The organism is Roseateles sp. GW821-FHT09H10, assembly GCF_059415865.1.
The window spans coordinates 329,929-347,477 of sequence record NZ_JBWKOB010000001.1 but is presented as its reverse complement, the minus strand read 5'-3'; the positions used below and the strand labels follow the sequence as shown (position 1 = coordinate 347,477).

Here is a 17,549-nt window from a genome sequence, read left to right as displayed (position 1 = left end):
ACAGCTGTTACCCGGCGTTGCTTCCGTTAAACGCGACACCGGCTGTCGGGTGGCGCCGCACCTGGTCGCCTCTTTCGCGCAGCCGGTCGCGGCGCGGTCGTCATGTCGCGCGAGGCCCGGCAAGCTGACAAGCTGGCCCCGTCACACTTCACCCATGCCCACCCCGCCGACCGCCCGCATCGCCCTCGCCGCCCTCGCCCTTCTGGCCGAGGCCCTCCATCTGGCCTGGGAAGCCCTGCACGGCGGCATCGTCAGCCACCATCTGCTGCAGCGCGCCGACCTGCCGGGCCTGTCCAATGCCTGGGGCTTGCTGATCCTGCCGGCACTGGCGGCCTGGGCCGCGGGCCGCCTGCCACCGGCCGCGGCGCCGCGGCGGGCCTGGCTGCCGGTCGCCAGCGGTTTCCTGCTGGCCCTGCTGCTCGGTGGCGCACTGGCGCTGGCCTTCTCGCTGAAGCTGCAGGCCGTGACCGAGATGCTGTTCTTCACGCTGCTGCTGCTCCCCCTGCTGCTGCCGGCCCATCGGCGTGAATGCCTGCTGGGTTTCGTGCTCGGCATGAGCTGGACCTTCGGCGCCATGCTGCCCACGCTGATCGGCGGCCTCATCGCCGGCATCTCCTGGGTCGTGCGCGGCGTGGCCCGCTGGGCCTGGCAGGCGGTGAGGCCGGCATGAGCAAGGTCAGTTCACGCGAGCTGCGCCTCGCCGGCCTCTGCTATCTGGCCATCATTGCCCTCGGCCTGTGGAGCGAGGCCTATGTGCGTGGCAGCCTCGTCGTCGCCGGCGACGCGGCAGCGACGGCAGAGCGCATCGCCGCCAACCCGCAGCTGTGGCGCCTCGGCCTGGCCGCCGACCTCCTGATGCAGGTGCTGGACCTGCCCGTCATCGTCGTGCTGTGGCGCTTGCTGCGCCCCGTCAACGAGACGCTGGCGCTGACGGCCACCGGGCTGAACCTCGTGCAGACGGCCGTGTTGGTCGCCAACCGCGTGCAGCTGCTCGCGTCCCTGGACCTGTTGACCAGCCCGGCCATCGGCGCCGCCTTCCTGCCGGGCCAGCGCGAGGCCCTGGCCATGCTGGCCGTGCAATTGCATAGCCAGGGCTTCGGCATCGGCCTGATCTTCTTCGGCTTCGCCTGCGTCATCCGCGGTGCGCTGATCGCCCACGGCGGCGTGGCGCCGCGCCTGCTGGGCTGGCTGCTGGGCGCTGCCGGCCTGGCCTATCTGCTGAACAGCTTCGCCCTGCTGCTGGCGCCCGCCGTCGCACGGCTGCTGTTCCCGGCCGTCATGCTGCCGGTGCTGGTCGGCGAACTGGCCTTTGCGCTGTGGCTGACCGCGGGCAAACACCGGCTTGAGAAGCTGCCGACCGACCTCAGCTCCAGGGCCTCCCCACGGGCTTCAAGACCATGAGCGACACCGCAGTCCCTACGCTTTATGACTGGCTCGGCGGCCTGCCCGCCCTGCAGCGCCTGACCGAACGCTTCTATGAGCGCGTCAAGGACGACGCCCTGCTGGCGCCCGTCTTCGCCCACATGAACGGCGAACACCCGGCCCATGTGGCCGCCTTCCTCGGCGAGGTGCTGGGCGGCCCGGCCACCTACTCCGCCGAGCATGGCGGCCATCCGCACATGGTGCGCCAGCATCTGAACCGCCACCTGAGCCAAGAGCAGCGCCGCGCCTGGGTCGCCTTGCTGCTGGACACGGCCGACCAGCTCGGCATGCCCGACGACCCCGAGTTCCGCTCGGCCCTGGTCGGCTATCTCGAATGGGGTTCGCGGCTGGCGGTGCTGAACTCCCAGCCCGGTGCGACCGTGGATGCCGATGCGCCGATGCCGAAGTGGGGCTGGGGCGAGGTCAAGGGGCCGTACCAGGGCTGAAAAGAACTTGAGCCCCTCGCCTGGTCTTGCGGCGCTGAACGCGCGCAAGCCCAGTCGGTCCCCCGAGGGGCCGGCTTGGGAACGGCCCGGCGCTCGGCCCGCAATGCCGCCCCTGACATACGGTGCGAAAGCACCATCGACAACCGATATGCAACGCCAACCTTGCATGCTGAAATCGCGCGACTTCGAGGAGCATCCATGAAACGCGTGACCGGCATCGGCGGCATCTTCTTCAAATCGCCCGACCCCAAGGCCTTGGCCGACTGGTATGCCAAGCATCTCGGCCTGCCCGTCGAGGCCTGGGGCGGCGTCACCTTCCCCTGGGCCACGCCCGACAACCCGGGCGGCGCCGGCGGCACCAACTGGTGCCCCTTCAAGGCCGACACCGGCTATTTCGCGCCCAGCACCGCGGCCTTCATGATCAATTTCCGCGTCGCCGACCTGCAGGGCCTGCTCGCCGCCCTGCGCGAGGAAGGCTGCAACGTCGTCGGCGAGCCGCAGGACTCGGAGTTCGGCAAGTTCGGCTGGGTCATGGACCCCGACGGCAACAAGCTCGAGCTGTGGGAGCCGCCCGCCGGGCAATAGCCGCGAACAGCCGCGGCTACTGGTTGATCGGCGACGCCGGCAGTCTTTCCGTCTCGGGCTCGGACGCGACCGGCGCCGGCGCGGGCGGCAGGCCGATGCGCGAGATGGCCATGTCGGCGGCGAACTCGGCGTAGAACCAGTTGCCGTCCTGCTGCACCAGGCCCTCGGCCGGCGGCGCGATCTGGGTGTTGGGCTGGCCCTTCAAGGCCACCGCCATCGTGGCGGCCCACACCGGCAGGGCCAGGCCGCCGCCGCTCTCGCGCTCGCCGAGGGACTTGGGCTGCGGATAGCCTATCCACACCGCGCCGGCCCGCGTCGCCTGGAAGCCGCAGAACCAGGCGTCGACGGCGTCATTCGTCGTGCCCGTCTTGCCATAGAGGTCCCAGCGGCCCAGCAAGGAGCTGGCGCGGGCGCCGGTGCCTTCGCGGGCGACGGCGGCCAGCAGCTGCGAGGTCATGAAGGCATTGCGGGGGCTGACGGCCGTCTTGAAGCGCGGCGCCTCGGCCTTCCACAGCACCTGGCCCTGGGCGTCCTGCACGCGGTCGATGAGCCAGGCCACCGGCATCTGGCCGGCGTTGGCGAAGGCGGCATAGCCTTGCGCCATCTGCAGCGGCGTCACCGAGCCGGTGCCCAGGGCGATGGTCAGGTTCAGGGGCTGCTTGTCCTCGTCCACGCCGAAGCGCGCCGCCCAGGCCCGGGCGCGCTGCGGGCCCAGGGCCTGCACGAGATGGATGGTGACCATGTTCTTGGACCTGGCCAGGCCCTGGCGCAGCGTCAGCGACTCCTCGTACTGGCCGTCGTAGTTGCGCGGCGCCCAGTCGCCCTGCTCGAAGGGCTGGTCGCTGACCAGGGTGCCGGCCCAGGCGCCCTGCTCGATGACGGCCGAGTAGATGAAGGGCTTGAAGGCCGAGCCCGGCTGGCGCCAGGCCTGGGTGGCGGAGTTGAACTGGTTGCGGGCGAAGTCGAAGCCGCCGACCAGGGCGCGGATGGCCCCGGTGGCCGGGTCCAGCGTGACGACGGCGCCCTCGGCCTGCGGGGTCTGGCTGATCTGCCACTGCTTGCCCGACTCCAGCACGCGCAGCACGGCGCCGCGCTTGAGGTTCTGCAGCGGCCGCAGGGCCTGGCCCTTCAGCGTGATCTTGTCGCCATCGGCCAGCACCAGCTCGGCCGCGCCCTTCTCGAGCTTGAGCAGCACGGCCGTGCGCAGCTCGCCGAGGTCCGGGTGGGCGTCAAACGCCGCGTCCAGCGCCTCGTCGAACTCCTCGCCCTTGTCGCCGGATTCAGGCAGTTCGACGGTCGCCTCGGGGCCGCGGAAGGGCTGGCGGCGCTCCAGCTCGAACAGGGCATGGCGAAGGGCCTCCTGGGCGGCCGCCTGCTCGGCATAGCGCAGCGTCGTGTAGACGGTCAGGCCGCGGGTGTAGGCCTCTTCGCCGTAGCGCGTCACCATCTCGGCCCGCACCTGCTCGGCGGCGTGATCGGCCACGCCGGACAGGCGCCGCGGCCGGCGCACGTCCAGCGTCTTCTCGCGCGCCACCTGGGCCTGTTCGTCCGTGATCAGGCCGACGGCGACCAGGCGGCCCAGCACCACCTTCTGGCGGCGCTTGGCCCGCTCGGGATAGAGCACCGGGTTGAGGCGGTTGGGATCCTTGGGCAGGCCCACCAGCAGCGCGATCTCGCCGGTGTTGAGCTTGTCCAGCGGCTTGCCGAAATAGCGCTCCGCCGCGGCACCGAAGCCATAGGCCCGGTTGCCCAGCGAGATGTGATTCATATAGACCTCGAGGATCTGCTCCTTGGTCAGGTTCTTCTCGATCTTGATGGCCAGCAGCGCCTCCTTGAACTTGCGCCCCGGCGTCTGGCGGTTGGTCAGGTACATATTGCGCGCCAGCTGCTGGGTGATGGTGGAGGCGCCCTGCAGCCGCGTGGGATGCATGATGTTGTGGCCCACCGCGCGCAGGATGCCGCTGTAGTCGATGCCCGAATGGGTATAGAAGTCGGCATCCTCCACCGCCAGCAGGGCGTCCTGCAGGGGCTTGGGGATGTCCTTCAGCGCGACGAAGCGGCGGCGCTCGGTGCCGAACTCGCCGATCAGCTGGCCGTCCTCGCTGAGCACGCGCAGCGGCTGGTGGGGCTGGTAGTCGGTCAGCGCGTCCAGCTGCGGCAGGCGCACCCAGATGAACACGGCGGCGATGGCGCCCAGCAGGATCAGGGCCAGCGGCACGCCGGCCAGGGCGGCCAGCCAGGGCCGTTGCAGGATGAACTTCAGCATGGCGCGCATCCTAGGGGCTGGGCGCCGGCCCGCGGTGTAGGCGACAAGCGCTTACTTGCTGGCGCCGGCGATGGCCTTCTGCAGGTCTTCCCGCTGCTCGCAGCCGCTCGGGCAGACCTTCTCCAGCACCGCCAGGCGCTCGCGTGCCCGGGCCAGGTCACCCTTGGTCACATAGAGCTGGCCGAGGTATTCGTTGGCGCCGCGGTGGTGGGGGTCGATGCGCAGGGCCTGCAGGTACTCGGACTCGGCCTCGGCCCATTGCGGCGTGGCCTGCTTGCGCAGCGTGTAGCCCATCAGGTTGTGCCAGTCGGCATTGCCGGCCTGGGGCTGGGCGCGCAAGGCGGCCAGCGCGCCCAGCCAGTCCTTGGCCGCGATGAGGCGGCGCGGTGTCGCCAGCGGGTCGGTGGCAGCCGGCTTGATCTCCGGCGGCGGGCTCATGTCGGCGGCACCGGCGGCAGTCGCCAGCAGCAAGGCGGTCAGGGCAGCAGCAAGGCGCATGTCGTCTCCTCGTCGTGGGCGCGAGCTTAGGGCCTGGGCAGGGCCCCGCAAAGGCCCCGTGAGGAAAGTCAGAGGGGTGGCGGGCCGTCGGGCGCACCGCAGGCTTCGTCGGGTCTATCCCGGGCTTCGTCCGGCAAGAGCTGACCCGCGCGCCGGCGATCTCTAACTTTGCGCCATCGCCACCTCCCGAGGAGTCCCCATGAAAGCCTTCCTGCCCCTGCTGCTGCTCACCGCCCTGCCGGCGCTTGCCGCTCCCGCCGCCTGCCCCGAGGCCGGCGAGCAGCTGAGCGAGTACCTGGCGAGCGCCAAGCAGCGCGTCGGTTTCGACGGCGATGTGCGCGTCGAGTTCGAGGTCGACGCCCAGGGCCGCACCCAGCTCATTGCGCTGGACGGCTCGCGCAACTACCGCAGCCCGGTGCGCAACGCCGTGGGCTCGCTGGAATGCCTGCGCGGCACGCCGCAGCGCTATGTCGTCAACATCCGCTTCGCCGACCCGGCGCCGCGCACCGTCGCCCTCGCCGCCTCCGCGACGCTGGCTCAGGCCAAGCCGGGCGACACTCCCCGCTGATGCCCCCTGCCGCCACCGACCCTGCCGCCCCGCTGCGCTGGCGCACCCTGCTGGCCGCTGCTGCGCTCAGCCTGGGGCTGGCGGCGGCCCTGCTGCTGCCGGGGGTGGTGCGCTGCGCGCTGTGGCCCGAGCAGGCCTGCCGCGTGGACGTCGGCCTCAAGGGCGGCCTGGGCCTGGCCGTGCTGCTGTGGGGGCTGTGGCTGGCGGCGGCGCTGACCCAGCCCCTGCTGCCGCCGGCCGGCGTCGCCCGGCGCTGGGGGCTGGCCGTGCAGATCGGCGGCCTGACCCTGCTGTTCGCAACACTGAACCAGAGCATCCACGCGATAGGGCCGCCGGACGGCCGGCTGAACGCCTATTCGCTGCAGATCCTGATCACCTTCGCCGCCTGCGTCTGCCTCGGCCTGGAGTACCGCCAGCGCGGCACGCGCGGCCAGGCCGACGTCGAGCGGCTGCAGCGCGACGAGCAGGCCCAGGCCCGCCAGCTCGACGAAGCCCGCGCGGCCCTGCTGCAGGCCCAGGTCGAGCCGCATTTCCTGTTCAACACCCTGGCCCATCTGCGCCGCCTCGCCCGCACCGACGCCCACGCCGCCCACGCCATGCTGGCCGACCTGCGCCGCTACCTGGCCGCCGCCCTGCCCGAGCTGCGCCAGGCCGAGACGCCGCTGGCCCGCGAGCTGGAGCTGGTGGCCGCCTTCCTGGCCCTGCACCAGCGCCGCATCGGGCCCGAGCGCCTGGCCTTGCACTACGAGATCGCGCCGGGCCTGGAAGACGTCATCGTGCCGTCGACCTGCCTGCTGACGCTGGCGGAGAACGCCATCAAGCACGGCATCGGCCCGCAGGTCGAGGGCGGCGAGATCCGCGTGCGCGCCTTGCCCGACCCCGACGAGGCCGGCCTGCTGCGCCTGGAAGTCGCCGACACCGGCGCCGGCATGGGCAGCAGCAGTGGCAGCGGCACCGGCCTGGCCACGCTGCGCGCGCGGCTGGCGGCAGCGCATGGCGCCAAAGCCCGGCTGAGCCTGCACCTGAATCAACCGCGCGGCCTCATCGCCAGAATCCATCTGCCCCTCGTCCAAGGAGTACCTTGGCCGGTCCCCCGCGGGGACGGCGATGCACACGGCTTCGAGCCGCGTGCACATCGCCAGACGGGCCGGCTTGGGAGCGGCCCGGCGCTCGGCCCGAGAACATGGCAATGACGTTGAAAGCCAGCGACCCCGGCTGGATGCTGCTGGTCGGCGCCGCGACGCTGGTGGCCAATGGCACGCCGCTGGACAACACCATGTCCGGCCGCGACGCGCTGAATGCACTGGCCTACAACGTCATCCAGTTCGGCATCCCGGCCGTGCTGCTGCTGCGCCTGGCCGACGCCCTCGTCGATGCCGGCTGGCTGCCCGCCTGGCCGGCCTATGCCGGCGTGGTCGGGCTGACCGTCTTCGGCGGCATCTGGCTCATCGCGCCACGGCTCTATCCCCTGCTCGGCAAGGCGGACTGGTGGACCTGGGAGAACGACTTCACGCTCGCCAGCACGACGCTGATCTGGCATGGCCTGGGCGTGGCCGTCTATGTGCAGCTGCGCTTCTCGCAACGCGCCCAGGCGCGGCTGGCGGCCCTGCAGGGCGCGGCCGCCCAGCGCGAACGCCAGCTCGCCGCGACGCAGCTGCTGGCCCTGCAGGCCCGCGTGGACCCGGCCCTGCTGTCCGAGCGCCTGGCCGCCATCGATGCCGAGCTGCTGGCCCAGCCCCTGCGCGCCCAGGCCCGCCTGGCCGCGCTGATCGACCTGTTGCGCGCCCTGCAACCTCACATCGAGGCCGAGGTATCGACGCTGGCCCGCGAGATCCTCGCGCTGCGAGCCTACGCACGCCTCGTCAGCGCCGACGCCCAGCACACCGAGAGGCTGCACCTCGCCGGACTGGCCGAGCCGCCCGACTGGCCGTTGGCGCCCATGGTGCTGCTGCCCCTGGTGCGGCCGCTGCTGGACGAGGGCACGACGCTGTGGAGCCTGTCCCTGCATGCCGGGGCCGGCGTGGCCGAACTGCGGCTGCAGGCGCTGGGGCCGGATGCGGAGCGCACGCGAGGCTCGGCCGACAAGGTGCCGGTGGACGAGCTGGCCCAGCGCCTGCGCGCCGTGCACGGCGATGCGGCGTCCTTGACCTTGCTCGCAGAAGATATGCCGTTGTTCAAGCTGACCTGGCCCACGACGAGATGACCCGCATCCTGATCGCCGAAGACGAAGCTCTGCTCGCGGCCGAAATCCGCGAGGAGCTGCTGCGCCAGTGGCCCGAGGCGCAGATCGTCGGCATGGCGCGCGACGGCCACGAGGCGCTGCGCCTGGTCGAGCAGCTGGCGCCCGAGGTCTGCTTCCTGGATGTGCAGATGCCGGGCCTGTCCGGCCTGGAGGTGGCCCAGCTCATCGGCCGCCGCGCCCATATCGTCTTCATCACGGCCCACGAGCGCTATGCGGTGCAGGCCTTCGACGAGGGCGCCGTCGGCTATCTGCTCAAGCCCCTGGACCCGGTGCGCATGGCCAAGACCCTGTTGCGGCTCAAGGAGCGCCTCACGCAACCGCCCGCCGATCTGGGCGGCCTGACCGCGCGCACGGCGCCGGCCGTGACGGTCGAGCCGCTGCGCTGGATCACCGTTCAGCGCGGCCGCGAGCTGCAGCTCATCACCGTCGAGGACGTGGCCTATTTCCGCGCCGACCACAAATACGTCGCCGTCGTCACGGCCGACAGCGAGGCGCTGATCTCGGTGCCGCTGAAGGAGCTGGTCGCACGGCTGGACGGCGAGCACTTCTGGCAGGTGCACCGCTCCACCATCGTCAATGCACGCGCCATCAAGTCGGTGAGCCGCTCGCTGAGCGGCAAGCTCAGCATCGCGCTGAAGGACAGGCCGGAGACGCTGGAGGTCTCGCCCGCCTACGCGCACCGGTTCAAACAGCTCTAGGCCTTGAGCTGGAAGAGCTCGGCCGCATTGCCCCAGGCGATGCGCTGCGCGACTTCCGGCGGCAACTGGCCCAGCCAGCTGCGGTAGTCGGCAAACAGCCCCTCGTAGTGCTGCCAGCGCTGCGTGACCCAGGTGTCGGAGCCGACCAGGAAGCGCCCCGGCTGCTGGGTGAACAGGGCGCGCCAGTCGTCGCTGAGGTGGCCGTCGAAGGTGATGCCGGGGCGGTAGGACAGCTCGCCGCGCAGGCCTGGGTGCTTGGCCAGCAACTCCTTCACGCGCGGCAGCGGCTCGCCCGAGATGCCGGCGTGGGCCCAGATCAGCGAGGCGCCCGGCGCATGGCCGAGTAGCTTGTCGACGGCCACGTCGTCCACATGGGCCAGCACGGTCAGGCTGCGCTCGCGCGCCAGCTTCATCAGCGCGATGGCCGTCGGGCCGTCGGCGTTGGCGCTGTCATAGAGATGGAACTCGCCCAGGCCGCGGAAGGGGCCGGCCGGGCTGCCGCGCTTGAGCAGGTCCAGCACCATCAGCCGGATGCTGTCGTCGGCGAACCAGCCCGTGTAGTCGGCGCGGTTGCGGTAGAGGCGGATGAAAGGCACCCACTGCGGGCCCTTCTCCGCCACCAGCCGCAGCGTGCCGTCGTTGGGCCGGCTGTTGACCAGGGCTCCACGCACGCCGGCGCGCGCCATGCGGGCCATCACGTCGGCCGGCGGATGCGGCAGTTGCGCGTCGTCGTTGTAGTGGAGGTGGGCGTCGAAGATGGGACCGGTGTAGTCGGCGGCGCGGGCCGCGAGCGGCAGAGCGGCCAGCAGCAGCGCGCGTCGTTTCATCAAACTGCCCGTTCCGCTGCGGCAATCAGGCGGCTGATGCGCGAGACCGACAGGCCGAGCTGGCCGGCCAGGTCGGTCATGGCCACCCCGCCATCCGTGTGGGCCAGCCACAACGCCTGCTCGCGGATGCCGCCGGCGCGCTTCATCCATTCGGCGAAGCTGGTGCGCGCCGCGCGCCGCGGCACGACCGCCGCCGCGCGCATGCGGGCCGCGAAGTCGGCATCGCCCAGGAAGATCTGCTCGCGCAGCCGCCCCGGCCACAGTTGCAGGCCGGGGTCGGAGGCGACAAGGCGGGCATAGCGCTCGCCGGCCAGGCGGTGCTGGGCCGGCGTCGCTGCCGGCCTGCCCAGCAGATGGGTGTGCAGGCCGTCGACGTCCAGCCACGCGGGCGCCTCCTCCATGCCGGCCAGGGCACGGAAGCTGGAGCCGCTCCAGCCCGCCGCACCGCGCGCCAGGCCCAGGCGCACCGGATTGAGGTCGATATAGCGGCAGGCATCCAGCAGATAGCGCTCGCGATCCACCAGCACGGCGTGGAAGCGCCCCTGGAAGAGCGGCCCGCGGAAACCGTGGCGCTGCTGGCAGTGCTGGGTGTAGACGCCGTTCACATGCCGCATCAGCTGCGACAGGTTGGCGCGGCGGGTGAACAGCAGCAGGTGGTAGTGGTCGGGCAGCAGCGCGTAGGCCAGGGCCTGGGCGTCGAAGCGATGCAGGGCCTGGGCGAGCAGGGATCGCATCTCGGCCCGGTCCGTGTCGTCGACAAAAGCGAACTGCCCGCTCTCGAACGGGCAATGGGCGCCGATCAGGTAGACGGCGCCGGCAATCTCCAGTCGAGCAGGCCTTGCCATGCGCCACCTTAAGTCCCGGCGCCCGGAATGGCAAGATGGCGGCCTGCCGGCCCCCTCATTCGTCCGGCACGCCCCATGAAAATTCATCAGATCGAAATCCAGAAGTTCAAGGCCGCCGCCAACAACCAGCATGGCCAGGTCCTGTTCAAGGTGGACGCCACGGTGGCGCCCAAGACGCCCATCGAGGGCATTGAGCCCAGCAGCGTCATCGTCATGACCGAGCAGAACGCCCGCGTGCTGATGGCCTTGCTGAAGGCGCAGCTCGCCGAATTCGACAGCAAGAAGCCCAAGAGCCGCCACGGCCGCCCCGGCTGAACCCAAAAGCAAGAGACGCCATCCATGCAGTACCCCCAGTACAACCCTGCCTCCGACAACCGCCCGCTGTCCGACGAGGAACTCAACGATCTGGACGAGTTGCTCTCCGTCCTGCCCAGCGACAGCGCGATGAACATCGAGGCGCTGGACGGCTATCTGACCGGCCTGCTGCTGTCGCCGCAGAATCTGGCCGACCTGCCCGGTGACGCCTGGATTCCGGTCGTCTGGGGCGGCGACCAGGAGCCCGACCCCAAGCCTTTTGCCAGCGGCAAGCAGCGCAAGAAGGTCGTCATGGCGGTGCTGCGGCATGTGCAGTCCATCGCCCTGGCCTGGGCGCACGCGCCCAAGGCCTGGGAGCCCATCTTCAGTTTTGCGGATGGCGAGGACGAAAACACCGAATACGCCGACGCCGAGGACTGGGCCGTGGGCTTTCTGACGGCCGTGGATCTGGCGCCCGAAGCCTGGGCGCCCTGGTTCGACGGTGCGGAGACCGGCCCGCTGCTGGCGCCCATCGCCGCCCTGGGTGGCGAGGATGGCCCGCTGGCCGAGGGGTCGGCCGCCGAGCGCGACGAAGCCAGCCGGAAGATTCCTGACGCCATGCTGGCGCTGTGGGCCTTCCGCGAGAAAAGGTGAACATCCCCCTAACGCAGGTGGTCGCAGCCGTCGCTTTGGGTTAAGTTCAGCCCATGCTCCAGACCGTGCTCGCCGCCACCGGCCTCATCGTCTGCATCGCACTGGCGGTGCACATGGCCCTGCCCTACCGGCTGCGGGCGCGTGTGGATGCCGGCGTGGCGGCCCTGGTGTCCTGGGTGCAGTTACAAATTGCCCGCCTGACCGGCTGGCGCCGCCGCCAGCGCCAGACGCGCGCCGCCGCGCTGGAAGCGGAACGGGTCATCCGCCGCGCCCGCGAATCCGCCCTGCACGATGCGCGCGACAGCCGCACCGATGGCGAGTGGGACGGCAACGTCTACCGCCCCAAGAGCTTCGAGAAGCCCAAGAAGCCGCACTAGTCAGCCGATTGCTGCAAGCGCCACATCTCTGAGTAGCGGCCATTCCTGGCCAGCAATTCGTCGTGCCGGCCGCGCTCGACGATGCGGCCCTGCTCCAGCACGATGATTTCATGGGCGTCGACGACCGTCGACAGCCGATGGGCGATGACCAGCACCGTCTTGTTCTGGCCGACGGACTCCAGTTCGGCCTGGATCGCGCGCTCGTTGGTCGAGTCCAGGGCCGACGTCGCTTCATCAAAGATGAGGAGGGGCGGGTTCTTCAGCAGCGTGCGGGCGATGGCCACGCGCTGCTTCTCGCCGCCCGACAGCTTCAGTCCGCGCTCGCCGACCATGGTGTCGTACCCCAGCGGCGTGGCGGCGATGAAGGCATGGATATGGGCCGCGCGCGCCGCGCCCTCGACCTCTTCCTTGCTGGCGCCCGGGCGACCGTAGGCGATGTTGTAGGCCACCGTGTCGTTGAAGAGCACCGTGTCCTGCGGCACGATGCCGATGGCCTTGCGCAGGCTGGACTGGGTCACCGCGCGGATGTCCTGGCCGTCGATGCGGATGGCGCCCGAGTCGATGTCGTAGAAGCGGTAGAGCAGGCGCGCCAGCGTGCTCTTGCCCGAGCCGCTCGGACCGACAACGGCCACCTTCTTGCCGGCCGGGATCTCGAAGCTGACGCCATGCAGGATGGGCCGCACCGGGTCGTAGGCGAAGTGCACCTCCTGAAAGACGACGCCGCCGCCGCCCACCGCCAGTTCGGTTGCATCGGGCGCATCGGCCACCTCGCGCTCGCGGTCCAGCAGCAGGAACATCTTCTCGATGTCGGTCAGGGCCTGCTTGATCTCGCGGTAGATCACGCCGAGGAAGTTCAGCGGGATGTAGAGCTGGATCATGAAGGCATTGACCATGACGAGGTCGCCCAGGCTCATGCGCCCGTCGACGACGCCCTGCGTGGCCCGCCACAGCATCAGCACCAGGGCTGTCGCGATGAGGAGCTGCTGGCCGGTGTTCAGCATCGACAGGGTGCGCTGCGACTTCAGCTGGGCCTTGCGCAGCTTCTCCAGGCTCTCGTCGTAGCGGGCCGACTCGAAGCCCTCGTTGTTGAAGTACTTGACGGTCTCGTAGTTCAGCAGCGAGTCGATGGCTTTGCTGTGGGCCACCGAGTCCAGCTCGTTGAGCACCTTGCGGAACTTGGTGCGCCACTCGGTGACGACGACCGTGAAGCCGATGTAGACGACCAGGGCCGCGATGGTGATGCCGGCAAACCAGGCATCGAACTTGACGCCCAGCAGCGTCAGCACCAGCACCACCTCGATCAGCGTCGGCACGATGCTGTACAGGGAATAGCTGATCAGCGAATGCACGGCCCGCGTGCCGCGCTCGATGTCACGCGTCATGCCGCCGGTCTGGCGCTCCAGGTGGAAGCGCAGGGACAGGTCGTGCAGATGCCTGAACACCTGCAGCGAGATGCTGCGCGCCGTGCCTTCCGTCGCCTTGGCGAAGATCAGCTCGCGCAGTTCGGTGAAGAGAGAGGTCGACAGGCGCAGCGCGCCATAGGCCAGCAGCAGGCCCAGGGGCACGACCAGCAGGGTCTGGGGCGCCCCCGGCTTGAGGTCGAGCGCATCGATGAGGTGCTTGAGCAGGATGGGCACGCCCACATTGCTGACCTTGGCGCCCACCATGAAGGCCAGGGCCAGGCCGACGCGCCAGCGGTAGCGCCAGAGGTAGGGCAGCAGACGGCCGACCGTGCCCCAGTCGCCTTGGGCGGCGGGAGATTCCCGGGGCGGGGGAAGGGTGGACAGAGTCGTGCTGCGCATGGATTCCAGTAGGTCGTGAGGCCGGATTCTGGCCCTGGGGCCACTCCGGGGGCGGTGGCTTCCAAGTTCACTCCAGAATCGCGCTGGCCCCAACGCCACAACTTCAGGGAGTTTCGATGCGGTTCAAGAGCCAGGCGTTGCGACTGGCGCAAGTCCTGACCTTCACAGGCCTGCTGATCGCGGGCAAGGCCGTGCAGGCGGTCGATGCGCCGCCTGTCGAGGCCTTTTTCAGCCCGGCTGGCCTGCAGGACGGTCAGTTGTCGCCCTCGGGTCGCTACATCGCATTCAGCGGCGGCACCCCGCAACAGCGCCGCCGCCTCATCATCGTCGACACCGCGAGCGACGCGCCGCCCCAGGTCATCGCCTACTTCGACAGCGTCGACATCGCGTGGGCCGAATGGCTGGACGAGGACCGGCTGCTGTTCGGCGTGGACGACACCGAGGACGTCCAGAGCCATCGCAAGGGCGGTGGCCTGTTCATCGTCAAGCGCGACGGCAGCGCGCAGCGCCTGCTGATCAAGCGCGAGGTCGATTCCCTCAATCCGGGCCGGGCCGCGCAGCCGCTGGAAGCCACCTTCCGCTATGCGCAGAAGATCGCCGGCAACCAGCACCAGGTCGTCGTCACCGAGGCCCGCTACGACGTCAACTACGACTTCAGCCACGAGACACCTTGGCTCTTCGACGTCGAGACCCGCGGCAAGCGCCTGCTGCTCAACGGCGACCCGCCCCACCCCAAGGTATCGGGCTGGTGGTTCGACCGCTTCGGCCGCGCTCGCGCCGCGGTGGCGGTCGACAAGGGCGAAACGATCTGGTTCTACGCACCGCCGGGCGAGGCCAAGGCCGCTGAGCAATGGCGCGAAGTGGCGCGCTTCAAGGTCAACAAGGGCCGGTACAGCATTGCCTACGTCGGCGACGATGACGACCGCCTTTTTGTCACGGCCGCCAATGCCCAGACCGGCTTCGACGAGTTGCGCGAGTTCGATATCGCCGCCGGCAAGCCCAAGGACCAGGCCATCGTCACCACGCCGGGCTACGACGTGCAGGTAGGGCGCCTGCGCGACGCCGCTGGCCAGACCATCGGCCTGCGCATCCTGACCGACGACTGGGAAACGGCCTGGCAGCTGCCCGCCATGAAGACCCTGCAGCAGAAGGTCGACCAGATGCTGCCGGGCCGCGTCAACCTGATGACCTGCCGCGGCTGCGAAAGCGCTGAATCGGTGCTGGTCTACAGCTACTCGGACCGCCAGCCTGGCGAGTTCCTGCACTTCAGCGGCAAGACAGGCGCCTGGCAGAAGCTGGGCAGCACCCGCCCGGTCCTGGACGAGCGCCACATGGGCCGCACCCAGCTGCTGCGGGTGCCGGCCCGCGATGGGCTGGAGATACCGGTCTGGGTGACGGCGCCGGCTGGCGTCCCGCCCAAGGCCTTGCCCACGGTGGTTTTCGTGCACGGCGGCCCCTGGGTTCGTGGCCGGAGCTGGCACTTCGCCGTCCAGGCCCAGTTCCTCGCGTCGCGTGGCTATCTCGTCGTGGAGCCGGAGTTCCGCGGCAGCGCGGGCTTTGGCGACAAGCTCCATCACGCTGGCTGGAAGCAATGGGGCAAGCGCATGCAGGACGACCTGGCCGACGCCCTGGGAGCCGCCGTTGCCAAGGGCTGGGCCGACCCCAAGCGCAGCTGCATCGCCGGCGCCAGCTACGGCGGCTACGCCACGCTGATGGGGCTGGCCAGGCAGGGGGACCTCTTCCGCTGCGGCGTGGCCTGGGTGGCTGTCAGCGACCCGCGGCTGATGTACAGCGTGCACTGGTCAGACGTTGGCCAGGACTCGAAGAAATACTCCATGCCTGAGCTCATTGGCGATCCCGTGCAGGACGCCGCCGACCTCACGGCCAACGCGCCCGTCGAACTGGCCCGGCAGATGAAGGCGCCGTTGCTGCTGGCCTATGGCAAGCTCGACCGCCGCGTGCCGCTGGTGCATGGCGAGAGAATGCGCGACGCCCTGGTCGCCGCCGGCCATGCGCCGCAATACGTGGTCTACGACGACGAAGGCCACGGCTGGCGGCGGCCGGCCAACCAGATCGACTTCTGGAAGCGCGTCGAGCGCTTCCTGGAGCAGAACCTCAAGCAGTAAAGATCGAATCCATGTCCGACGCCATTTCCCACACCAGCAGCCGCGAACTCGTGCTGCGCGTGATGCCCATGCCGGCCGACTCGAACGCCAATGGCGACATCTTCGGCGGCTGGATCATGGCCCAGGTGGACATTGCCGGCTCCATCCTGCCGGCGCGCATCTCGCGCGGCCGTGTCGCCACCGTCGCCGTCAACGAGTTCATCTTCAAGCAGCCGGTCTCCATCGGCGACCTGCTGAGCTTTTACGTGACCGTCACCCGCGTGGGCCGCACGTCCATCTCGGTCCATGTGGAGGTCATGGCCGAGCGCGACCCGGAGAACCTGCACGTCGTGAAGGTGACCGAGGCCAACCTGACCTATGTGGCCATCGACCGCGAAGGCAAGTCCAGGCCGATCACGATCTGATCGGCAATCGCTTCGGCCCACAGCGCGTAGCCGGGCGGGCCGGGGTGGAAGCCGTCTGCGGCCATCAGGGCCACTGCGTTGCGCTGCATGGACTCGGGCATCTGCAGCACGCGGCGCGTTGCATGGCCGGCCACAGATGAACTCAGGGCCGCGTTGAAGCGCGCCGCCTGGCGGCCGAAGAACCAGCGCAGCGGCTGGGGCAGCAGCGGGAACTCCTGCATGGGCGGCGCCGCGCAGTGCACGCTCAGGCGCACGCCGGCGCGCTCCGTCGCCAGGGCGTGGATGCGGTCCAGCGCCGCCAGGGCCTGGGCGGGCGCCACCTGGTCGACGACATCGTTGACGCCCAGGGACGTGATCAGCACATCGGCCGGCGTCACCTCGGCCGCTTCGAAGGCGGCGAGGGCCTCCTCGCTGCGATGGCCGCTGGTGGCGATGACCTGCCAGCCCACGGGCTGGCCGAGGCGGGTCGCCAGGGCCTGGGCGAGCCGGCCCGCCAAGGCTTCATCTTGATGTGAAGCGCCCACGCCCGCGGCAGACGAGTCGCCCACGATCAGCAAGCGCAAGGCCGAGCCCTCGCCAGAGCGCGGACCGGCCGCTTCAGGCAGGCGCAGCGCGGTTGCGCGAACGCGCCGGCCCTGCAGGATCAGCAGCGGCCCGAGCGCGATCTTGGTCAGGGTCAGGAAAATTTGGAGAAGTCCGGCGCGCGTTTCTGGAAGAAGGCCTGGAAGGCTTCCATGGCCTCAGGGCTGCGCAGGCGGGCGCCGAAGATCTCGGCCTCGCGCGTGATGGCAGCCTTGACGGCTTCGCGCTGGGCGTCGCGGATCAGCTTCTTGCTGTCGCGCACGGCGCCGGGCGCCAGCGTGTTGAAGCGCTCGGCAATGCGGCGGGCATGGTTCAGCACCTCGGAGCCCGGCAGCACGCGGTTGGCGATGCCGCATTCGACGGCCTGCTCGCCGGTGAAGGGGTCGCCCAGCAGCAGCTTTTCGGCCGCACGGCGGTTGCCGATCAGCTGGGGCAGCACGACGCTGGAGGCGAACTCCGGCACCAGGCCCAGGGCCACGAAAGGCATGGCCAGGCGGGCTTCATCCGAGACAAAGACGAAGTCGCAGTGCAGCAGCATGGTCGTGCCGATGCCGATGGCGGCACCGGTCACGGCGGCGACCACCGGCTTGGTGCTGTCCACCAGGGCATGCATGAACTGGAAGGTCGGCGCATCTTCACCGCGCGTCGGGCCGGCCATGAAGTCTTCCAGGTCGTTGCCCGAGGTGAAGATGCCGGGCTGGCCAGTGATCAGCACGGCGCGCACGGCCGGGTCGGCGTCCGCCGCGCGGAGCGCATCCGCCATGGCCTGGTACATGGCCTGGGTGATGGCGTTCTTCTTTTCGGGGCGGGCGATCTCGATGGTCGCGACGCCATTGACGGTGTAAGTCTTGATGGTCATGTGAACTCCTTGCGGCAGGGGCTGGCGCTATTGGACGGCATCGACGCCGGGGGA

Annotated in this window: 20 protein-coding genes; 13 read left to right on the top strand and 7 right to left on the bottom strand. The window is 69.9% G+C overall.

Going from position 1 to position 17,549, the window contains the following annotated elements; translation table 11 throughout:
* Positions 1–154 precede the first annotated feature (154 nt).
* From AC07OY_RS01475 to AC07OY_RS01460, 4 genes are all read left to right on the top strand, one after another.
* Positions 155–670: a hypothetical protein gene (locus AC07OY_RS01475; protein ID WP_495040756.1), complete on the top strand. Its 516-nt coding sequence runs from the start codon at positions 155–157 to the stop codon at positions 668–670.
* On the top strand, positions 667–1,401 hold the full coding sequence (locus AC07OY_RS01470) for a DUF4386 domain-containing protein (protein WP_495040755.1): 735 nt from the start codon (positions 667–669) through the stop codon (positions 1,399–1,401). The genes AC07OY_RS01475 and AC07OY_RS01470 overlap by 4 nt, the downstream gene beginning before the upstream one ends.
* Entirely contained in the window at positions 1,398–1,868 is a 471-nt protein-coding gene (locus AC07OY_RS01465; protein ID WP_495040754.1) for a group II truncated hemoglobin, read from the top strand. The genes AC07OY_RS01470 and AC07OY_RS01465 overlap by 4 nt, the downstream gene beginning before the upstream one ends.
* Positions 1,869–2,066: 198 nt before the next feature.
* Positions 2,067–2,453: a VOC family protein gene (locus AC07OY_RS01460; RefSeq protein WP_495040753.1), complete on the top strand. Its 387-nt coding sequence runs from the start codon at positions 2,067–2,069 to the stop codon at positions 2,451–2,453.
* A gap of 16 nt (positions 2,454–2,469) precedes the next feature.
* On the opposite strand, the gene AC07OY_RS01455 is transcribed toward AC07OY_RS01460, so the two are convergent.
* Complete coding sequence (locus tag AC07OY_RS01455) at positions 2,470–4,719, bottom strand: penicillin-binding protein 1A (protein ID WP_495040752.1); 2,250 nt, start codon at positions 4,717–4,719, stop codon at positions 2,470–2,472.
* Positions 4,720–4,770: 51 nt separating this feature from the next.
* Positions 4,771–5,217, bottom strand: coding sequence for a tetratricopeptide repeat protein (locus AC07OY_RS01450; protein WP_495040751.1), 447 nt, complete (start codon positions 5,215–5,217; stop codon positions 4,771–4,773).
* 199 nt (positions 5,218–5,416) lie between these two features.
* On the opposite strand from AC07OY_RS01450, the gene AC07OY_RS01445 reads away from it, so the two are divergent.
* From AC07OY_RS01445 to AC07OY_RS01430, 4 genes are read left to right on the top strand one after another with little or no spacing between them, the layout of a single operon-like run.
* A complete protein-coding gene (locus AC07OY_RS01445; RefSeq protein WP_495040750.1) occupies positions 5,417–5,785 on the top strand; it encodes a hypothetical protein in 369 nt (122 codons plus the stop codon).
* The gene (locus AC07OY_RS01440) at positions 5,785–6,978 is read left to right on the top strand and encodes a sensor histidine kinase (RefSeq protein WP_495040749.1); all 1,194 of its coding nucleotides are present in this window, start codon (positions 5,785–5,787) and stop codon (positions 6,976–6,978) included. The genes AC07OY_RS01445 and AC07OY_RS01440 overlap by 1 nt, the downstream gene beginning before the upstream one ends.
* Positions 6,975–7,988: a LytS family sensor histidine kinase gene (locus AC07OY_RS01435; RefSeq protein ID WP_495040748.1), complete on the top strand. Its 1,014-nt coding sequence runs from the start codon at positions 6,975–6,977 to the stop codon at positions 7,986–7,988. Before AC07OY_RS01440 ends, AC07OY_RS01435 begins: the two co-directional genes overlap by 4 nt.
* Positions 7,985–8,725 (top strand): LytR/AlgR family response regulator transcription factor, encoded by a 741-nt coding sequence (locus AC07OY_RS01430; protein WP_495040747.1) that lies wholly within the window; start codon positions 7,985–7,987, stop codon positions 8,723–8,725. Before AC07OY_RS01435 ends, AC07OY_RS01430 begins: the two co-directional genes overlap by 4 nt.
* Here AC07OY_RS01430 and AC07OY_RS01425 read toward each other — a convergent pair.
* Together AC07OY_RS01425 and AC07OY_RS01420 are read right to left on the bottom strand one after the other, a co-directional pair.
* Complete coding sequence (locus tag AC07OY_RS01425) at positions 8,722–9,552, bottom strand: amidohydrolase family protein (RefSeq protein WP_495040746.1); 831 nt, start codon at positions 9,550–9,552, stop codon at positions 8,722–8,724. The two genes, AC07OY_RS01430 and AC07OY_RS01425, sit on opposite strands and share 4 nt — an antisense overlap.
* Positions 9,552–10,397 (bottom strand): transposase, encoded by an 846-nt coding sequence (locus AC07OY_RS01420; RefSeq protein ID WP_495040745.1) that lies wholly within the window; start codon positions 10,395–10,397, stop codon positions 9,552–9,554. Before AC07OY_RS01420 ends, AC07OY_RS01425 begins: the two co-directional genes overlap by 1 nt.
* A gap of 75 nt (positions 10,398–10,472) precedes the next feature.
* On the opposite strand from AC07OY_RS01420, the gene AC07OY_RS01415 reads away from it, so the two are divergent.
* From AC07OY_RS01415 to AC07OY_RS01405, 3 genes are read left to right on the top strand one after another with little or no spacing between them, the layout of a single operon-like run.
* Positions 10,473–10,712 carry a hypothetical protein gene (locus AC07OY_RS01415; RefSeq protein ID WP_495040744.1) on the top strand — a complete coding sequence of 80 codons (240 nt, stop codon included), beginning with the start codon at positions 10,473–10,475 and terminating at the stop codon, positions 10,710–10,712.
* A 24-nt stretch (positions 10,713–10,736) separates the two neighbouring features.
* Positions 10,737–11,345 carry a UPF0149 family protein gene (locus AC07OY_RS01410; RefSeq protein ID WP_495040743.1) on the top strand — a complete coding sequence of 203 codons (609 nt, stop codon included), beginning with the start codon at positions 10,737–10,739 and terminating at the stop codon, positions 11,343–11,345.
* A gap of 53 nt (positions 11,346–11,398) precedes the next feature.
* Complete coding sequence (locus AC07OY_RS01405; protein WP_495040742.1) at positions 11,399–11,722, top strand: hypothetical protein; 324 nt, start codon at positions 11,399–11,401, stop codon at positions 11,720–11,722.
* On the opposite strand, the gene AC07OY_RS01400 is transcribed toward AC07OY_RS01405, so the two are convergent.
* The gene (locus tag AC07OY_RS01400) at positions 11,719–13,524 is read right to left on the bottom strand and encodes an ABCB family ABC transporter ATP-binding protein/permease (protein WP_495040741.1); all 1,806 of its coding nucleotides are present in this window, start codon (positions 13,522–13,524) and stop codon (positions 11,719–11,721) included. The two genes, AC07OY_RS01405 and AC07OY_RS01400, sit on opposite strands and share 4 nt — an antisense overlap.
* 116 nt (positions 13,525–13,640) lie before the next feature.
* Here AC07OY_RS01400 and AC07OY_RS01395 point away from each other — a divergent pair, with 116 nt between their 5' ends.
* Positions 13,641–15,650 (top strand): alpha/beta hydrolase family protein, encoded by a 2,010-nt coding sequence (locus tag AC07OY_RS01395; protein WP_495040740.1) that lies wholly within the window; start codon positions 13,641–13,643, stop codon positions 15,648–15,650.
* 11 nt (positions 15,651–15,661) lie between these two features.
* Positions 15,662–16,054, top strand: coding sequence for an acyl-CoA thioesterase (locus AC07OY_RS01390; RefSeq protein ID WP_495040739.1), 393 nt, complete (start codon positions 15,662–15,664; stop codon positions 16,052–16,054).
* Here AC07OY_RS01390 and AC07OY_RS01385 read toward each other — a convergent pair.
* Positions 16,006–16,551, bottom strand: a complete 546-nt coding sequence (locus AC07OY_RS01385; RefSeq protein ID WP_495040738.1) for an SGNH/GDSL hydrolase family protein — start codon at positions 16,549–16,551, stop codon at positions 16,006–16,008. The genes AC07OY_RS01390 and AC07OY_RS01385 overlap by 49 nt on opposite strands.
* 179 nt (positions 16,552–16,730) lie before the next feature.
* Positions 16,731–17,495 (bottom strand): enoyl-CoA hydratase, encoded by a 765-nt coding sequence (locus AC07OY_RS01380; protein WP_495040737.1) that lies wholly within the window; start codon positions 17,493–17,495, stop codon positions 16,731–16,733.
* Positions 17,496–17,549 lie beyond the last annotated feature (54 nt).

Bases quoted from the DNA above. Each gene is read 5' to 3' on its own strand.
- AC07OY_RS01475 (WP_495040756.1), top strand. From the start codon at position 155: ATGCCCACCCCGCCGACCGCCCGCATCGCCCTCGCCGCCCTCGCCCTT.
- AC07OY_RS01470 (WP_495040755.1), top strand. From the start codon at position 667: ATGAGCAAGGTCAGTTCACGCGAGCTGCGCCTCGCCGGCCTCTGCTAT.
- AC07OY_RS01465 (WP_495040754.1), top strand. From the start codon at position 1,398: ATGAGCGACACCGCAGTCCCTACGCTTTATGACTGGCTCGGCGGCCTG.
- AC07OY_RS01460 (WP_495040753.1), top strand. From the start codon at position 2,067: ATGAAACGCGTGACCGGCATCGGCGGCATCTTCTTCAAATCGCCCGAC.
- AC07OY_RS01455 (WP_495040752.1), bottom strand. From the start codon at position 4,719: ATGCTGAAGTTCATCCTGCAACGGCCCTGGCTGGCCGCCCTGGCCGGC.
- AC07OY_RS01450 (WP_495040751.1), bottom strand. From the start codon at position 5,217: ATGCGCCTTGCTGCTGCCCTGACCGCCTTGCTGCTGGCGACTGCCGCC.
- AC07OY_RS01445 (WP_495040750.1), top strand. From the start codon at position 5,417: ATGAAAGCCTTCCTGCCCCTGCTGCTGCTCACCGCCCTGCCGGCGCTT.
- AC07OY_RS01440 (WP_495040749.1), top strand. From the start codon at position 5,785: ATGCCCCCTGCCGCCACCGACCCTGCCGCCCCGCTGCGCTGGCGCACC.
- AC07OY_RS01435 (WP_495040748.1), top strand. From the start codon at position 6,975: ATGACGTTGAAAGCCAGCGACCCCGGCTGGATGCTGCTGGTCGGCGCC.
- AC07OY_RS01430 (WP_495040747.1), top strand. From the start codon at position 7,985: ATGACCCGCATCCTGATCGCCGAAGACGAAGCTCTGCTCGCGGCCGAA.
- AC07OY_RS01425 (WP_495040746.1), bottom strand. From the start codon at position 9,552: ATGAAACGACGCGCGCTGCTGCTGGCCGCTCTGCCGCTCGCGGCCCGC.
- AC07OY_RS01420 (WP_495040745.1), bottom strand. From the start codon at position 10,397: ATGGCAAGGCCTGCTCGACTGGAGATTGCCGGCGCCGTCTACCTGATC.
- AC07OY_RS01415 (WP_495040744.1), top strand. From the start codon at position 10,473: ATGAAAATTCATCAGATCGAAATCCAGAAGTTCAAGGCCGCCGCCAAC.
- AC07OY_RS01410 (WP_495040743.1), top strand. From the start codon at position 10,737: ATGCAGTACCCCCAGTACAACCCTGCCTCCGACAACCGCCCGCTGTCC.
- AC07OY_RS01405 (WP_495040742.1), top strand. From the start codon at position 11,399: ATGCTCCAGACCGTGCTCGCCGCCACCGGCCTCATCGTCTGCATCGCA.
- AC07OY_RS01400 (WP_495040741.1), bottom strand. From the start codon at position 13,524: ATGCGCAGCACGACTCTGTCCACCCTTCCCCCGCCCCGGGAATCTCCC.
- AC07OY_RS01395 (WP_495040740.1), top strand. From the start codon at position 13,641: ATGCGGTTCAAGAGCCAGGCGTTGCGACTGGCGCAAGTCCTGACCTTC.
- AC07OY_RS01390 (WP_495040739.1), top strand. From the start codon at position 15,662: ATGTCCGACGCCATTTCCCACACCAGCAGCCGCGAACTCGTGCTGCGC.
- AC07OY_RS01380 (WP_495040737.1), bottom strand. From the start codon at position 17,495: ATGACCATCAAGACTTACACCGTCAATGGCGTCGCGACCATCGAGATC.